This window comes from Actinospica sp., assembly GCF_035552695.1.
In the GTDB taxonomy this organism is placed as follows: Bacteria; Actinomycetota; Actinomycetes; order Streptomycetales; family Catenulisporaceae; genus Actinospica.
Genome location: NZ_DASZKT010000086.1, coordinates 1 through 4,307 on the forward strand (window position 1 = coordinate 1; position 4,307 = coordinate 4,307).

General features: G+C 70.0%; 5 protein-coding genes. All 5 read right to left on the reverse strand.

Annotated features, from left to right (window positions below; translation table 11 throughout):
• A partial coding sequence (locus VG296_RS11050; RefSeq protein ID WP_325565555.1) for a Gfo/Idh/MocA family oxidoreductase occupies nucleotides 1-582 on the reverse strand: 582 nt, incomplete at its 3' end.
• Nucleotides 579-1,517 (reverse strand): sugar phosphate isomerase/epimerase family protein, encoded by a 939-nt coding sequence (locus tag VG296_RS11055; RefSeq protein ID WP_325565556.1) that lies wholly within the window; start codon nucleotides 1,515-1,517, stop codon nucleotides 579-581. The genes VG296_RS11050 and VG296_RS11055, both read right to left, overlap by 4 nt.
• Nucleotides 1,510-2,331, reverse strand: a complete 822-nt coding sequence (locus VG296_RS11060) for a phosphoenolpyruvate hydrolase family protein (protein ID WP_325565557.1) — start codon at nucleotides 2,329-2,331, stop codon at nucleotides 1,510-1,512. Before VG296_RS11060 ends, VG296_RS11055 begins: the two co-directional genes overlap by 8 nt.
• Nucleotides 2,328-3,560: a Tm-1-like ATP-binding domain-containing protein gene (locus VG296_RS11065; RefSeq protein ID WP_325565558.1), complete on the reverse strand. Its 1,233-nt coding sequence runs from the start codon at nucleotides 3,558-3,560 to the stop codon at nucleotides 2,328-2,330. Before VG296_RS11065 ends, VG296_RS11060 begins: the two co-directional genes overlap by 4 nt.
• A 20-nt stretch (nucleotides 3,561-3,580) precedes the next feature.
• The coding region (locus VG296_RS11070; protein ID WP_325565559.1) for a ribokinase at nucleotides 3,581-4,307 on the reverse strand (727 nt) is incomplete at its 5' end.

Here is a 4,307-nt window from a genome sequence, read left to right on the forward strand (position 1 = left end):
TCCGGCGGCTGGGCCGGCGATGCTGAGCAGCAGCGAGACGGGGTGGCAGCCGTTGGCCAGCCACATGGAGTTGTCCGCGGGGCTGCCGCCGAGGGGGATGCTCAGCGGGTATTGCGCGAGGAGGGTGTAGAGCTGCCCGAGGGATCCTGAGGTGATGAGCTCGCGGAGCTTGACCGCGGCCGGCATGAAGACCTTCTTGTAGCCGACCGTGGAGATCAACTCGCCGCGGGCCGCGATCATCTGGTCGACCTCGGCGACGGTGGTGGCGGCGGGCTTTTCGAGCCACACGTGCAAGCCGGCTTGGAACGCCTCGATCGCCAGGGCCGGGTGCAGCTGCGGTGAGACGCAGATCAGGACGGCGTCGAGGTCTTCGTGGGCGTACATATCCGTCGCGCTCGCGTAGCCGTGTTCGAGGCCGTACTGCGCGGCGGTGCGGTGGGCGAGTTCCTCGTTGACGTCCGCGACGGCGACGAGTTGGACCGGGAGGAAGTTGAGGGCGGGCAGGATGTTGCGGTAGGCGTGCCCGCCGACGCCGACCATGCCGACGCGCACGCGCTTGTCGAAGCTTCGCTGGTAGGTCATTTTCGGATTCCCTTGATGTGGGCGCGTAGGAAGTGCAGGTCCTTCTCGGTGACCTTGGACATATCCCACTGCTCGAACGGGACGTCCGGGTGGAAGGCCCCCGGTGCGCCGTAGTCGTAGTCCGCCCGCCACGTGCCGTGCGAGGGGTTCAGGCAGATCACGGGGGACACCCCGTCGTCGACGACCGCCTGGATGATCTCGACCACGGGCCAACTGGCGGCGTCGAGCCCGACGTTCCATTCGAGCCGGGTCGGGTCGTCGTCCGCGGCGCGCCCGCCCTTGGTGTGGACGTAGCCGATCAGCGGGCGCAGTGTCCGGTACGCGTCGAGCGTCGGAGGGGCGCCCATCTGCCAGGCGTTCTGGATGTCCCAGGTGATGCGGAACTGATCCGGCGGCCCGACCCAGTCCACGAAGTCGACGAAGTCGCGCGGCTGGGCGAGGAAGCAGTCGTGGACCTCGTTCTCCATCGTCGGAATGAATCCCGCGTCGACGATGCGCCGCGCGGCCTCGCGGTAGACCTCGGCGACCCACGGGTGCTCCCGCTTCAGGCGCGGCACGGTGGATCCGGCCCCGGCTCCGTCGAGCTTCCCGGCGATCAGCCGGACGTAGCGGGGTTTGAGGACCGCGGCGGCTTCCAGGGTCCGGTCGAGCGTGCCGAGGTGCTCGGTGCGGAAGACTTCCTCGCCGCGCTCCACGTGCTCGTTGAAGACCAGGGTGGACAGGCAGTAGGCGCGCAGCCCGGCGCGCTCGATCGCCGCGGCGGCACGCCCGGCGGTCGCGGCATCCAGTTCGGCGACCGACTTGCCGTAGATCGTGCCCCACACGTCGATCCAGCGCAGGCCCCACCGGGCGAACTGATCGACCGCCAGATCGAAGTCCCGCGACCCCATGCCGCTCAGCGCGGTGAGTTCCACTTCTGTGTTCGGATCAGACACGGATCTCCTTGAGCTGCCTCATGTTCTCGGTGATGGCGACCTCGGTCGGCAGACGTTCCACGCTGGACGCGCCGAAGAACCCGGCCACGCCCTTGGTGCGCGACAGGACGTATTGGGCGTCCTCGGCGTTCGCGATCGGGCCTCCGTGGCACAGGACGATCACGTCGCCTCGGGTGGCCGCGGCGGCGTCGCGGATGGCCTGGACGCGGGTGACGCACTCGTCGAGTGATGCGGCGGTCTGCGCGCCGATGGTGCCGGAGGTGGTCAGGCCCATGTGCGCGACGATGATGTCGGCCCCGGCGTCCGTCATCGCCTCGGCTTGCTGCTCGTCGAAGACGTAGGGCGAGGTGACCAGGTCGAGTCGGTGGGCCTCGCGGACCATCTCGACTTCAAGCTGGTAGGACATCCCGGTCTCCTCGAGATTCGCCCGGAACGTCCCGTCGATCAGCCCGACGGTGGGGAAGTTCTGCACGCCCGCGAACCCGAGGTCCGCGAGCTGTCGCAGGAACCGCGGGATGTCGCGGAACGGGTCGGTGCCGCACACCCCCGCGAGCACTGGGGTCTGCTTCACGATGGTGAGCACCTCCGCGGCCATCTCCACGACGATCGCGTTGGCGTCGCCGTAGGGCATCAGGCCCGCGAGGGAGCCGCGCCCGGCCATCCGGTATCGGCCGGAGTTGTAGATGATGATGAGGTCGGCGCCGCCGCTCTCGACGCTCTTAGCCGACAGCCCGGTGCCTGCTCCCGCGCCGATGACGGCGCTGCCGCGCTCGATCTGCGCGCGAAGCCTCGCGAGAACCTCTTGGCGGCTCACGGGTTCTTCCTCCCTGAGGTGTGGCTCTGGATGTTGTCGTGAAGCGCGTCGGCCATCTCGACGGCGAAGTCGGGATCGTTGATCACCGCGTTGCGGCGCAGGACGGTCACGTGCTCGGCAATGGTCTCGTCGAACGCCGTGAACAGCGCCTTGTCCGCCTCCGGATCGTGGAAGGGTTCCCCCGCGCAGTCGATGGCCGAGACGCCACGCAGCGGCAGGTGCACGCTCACCGGCCCGGTGGCGGCGTTGAGCCGCTCGGCCAGTCGACGGCCGAGTTCGGTGTTCTCGCCGGGGGTGGTGCGCATAAGGGTCACGGTGGCGTTGTGCGTGTGCAGACGGCGCTCGGCGAAGCCGGGCGGCACCGTCTCGCGAGGCCCGAAGTTGACCATGTCGAGTGCGCCGAAGCTGACGGCCTGGGGTATGCCGGCGCGTCCCGCGGCGGTGAGCCGGGTCGGTCCGGCGGAGAAGACCCCGCCGACCAGTTCGTCGGCGAGCTCGGTCGTGGTGAGGTCCAGGACCCCGGCGACGGTGCCGGATTCGACGAGCTTTTCCATGGACATGCCGCCGACGCCGGTGCAGTGGAAGACGAGGACTTCGTAGCCGAGCTCCTCCAGGCGGGCCCGCGCCGCGTCGACGGCCGGGGTGGTGACGCCGAACATCGTGGCCGCCACAACCGGCTTGTCGGGGCTCGATGGCAGCGGCACCGCGGTGACCATGCCCGCGACCGCGGCGGCGGCGTTCGCAAGGATCGGGCGCGAGACCGAGTTGATCCCGGCGACGTCCACGACCGAGTACATCAGGGTGATGTCGTTGCCGCCGAGGTAGGGCCTGGTGTCTCCGGCGGCCACGGTGGAAAGGATCAGCTTCGGGAAGCCCACCGGGAGCGCGCGCATCACGTGGCTCGCGATCGTCGTGCCACCGGTCCCGCCCAGCGCGAAGGCCCCGTCGATGCGGCGATCCTCGAGGAGCCGGCGGGCGATGGCGGTGGCGCCGCGTGCCATCGTGGCAACCGCGTCGCCACGGTCGTGTGCTGCGCGCAGGGCTGCCAGCGTGCTCCCGCCCGCGCGGGCGACCTCGTCGTTGCCGATGTCGGCCACTCCCGTGGGAGCGCCGAGCACGCCCGCATCCAGCACGAGCGTGTCCACGCCGGACAGGTGGAGCCGATCGCGGACGAACGCGTATTCACGGCCCTTCGTGTCGAGTGTTCCGATCAAAAGTACGGTGGGCATCGTTGTCCACTCCTCTCAATTCAATGGGACAGCAGTTCGGCGACGCGGTCGGGCGTGGCGGCGGCGGATTGCGCGCCGTGCGTGGTGGTGGCGAGGGCGCCTGCGGCGCAGGAGCGGCGGACGGCTTCGGCGAGCGGGGCGCCGGAGGCGAAGGCGAGGGCGAACTGACCGCAGAACGTGTCGCCCGCACCCACTGTGTCCACGCTGGGCACCGCGAAGCCGGGCACGTCGACGCGGCCTGTCTTGTCGGCGGCGCTCGCTCCGCGTCCGCCGAGGGTGACGATGGCGACGGCCGGTCCCAACTCGAGCAGCGCGGCCGGGTCCGCGGAGCCCGCTAGGGCGATTGCCTCGGACTCGTTGACGATCAGCGCATCAGTGAGCTGTAACAGTTGGCCGAGTTCCGGGGTCGGGTCCGGGGGACAGGGGGCTGCGTTGAGGACCACGGGGACGCGCAGCTCGCGGGCGACCTGCGCCGCCGTTATCGAGGCGGGGAGCGGGGTTTCGAGCTGGAGGAGCAGCGCTCCCGCGTCCTGGAGCAGTGCGCGGAGCCCCGCGCGGCCGGCGAGTGCCGCCGGGGTCAGTTGCCGGTTGGCGCCCGACGCGACAATGATCATGTTCTCGCTGCTCTCCTCGACCGCGATGAAGGCCATCCCGGTCGAGGAGCCGTTGAGTGTGGCGACGTGGCTGACGTCCACGCCCTGCTTGGCGACGGCCGCGAGCAGGTCGCCGCCGAACACGTCGTCTCCG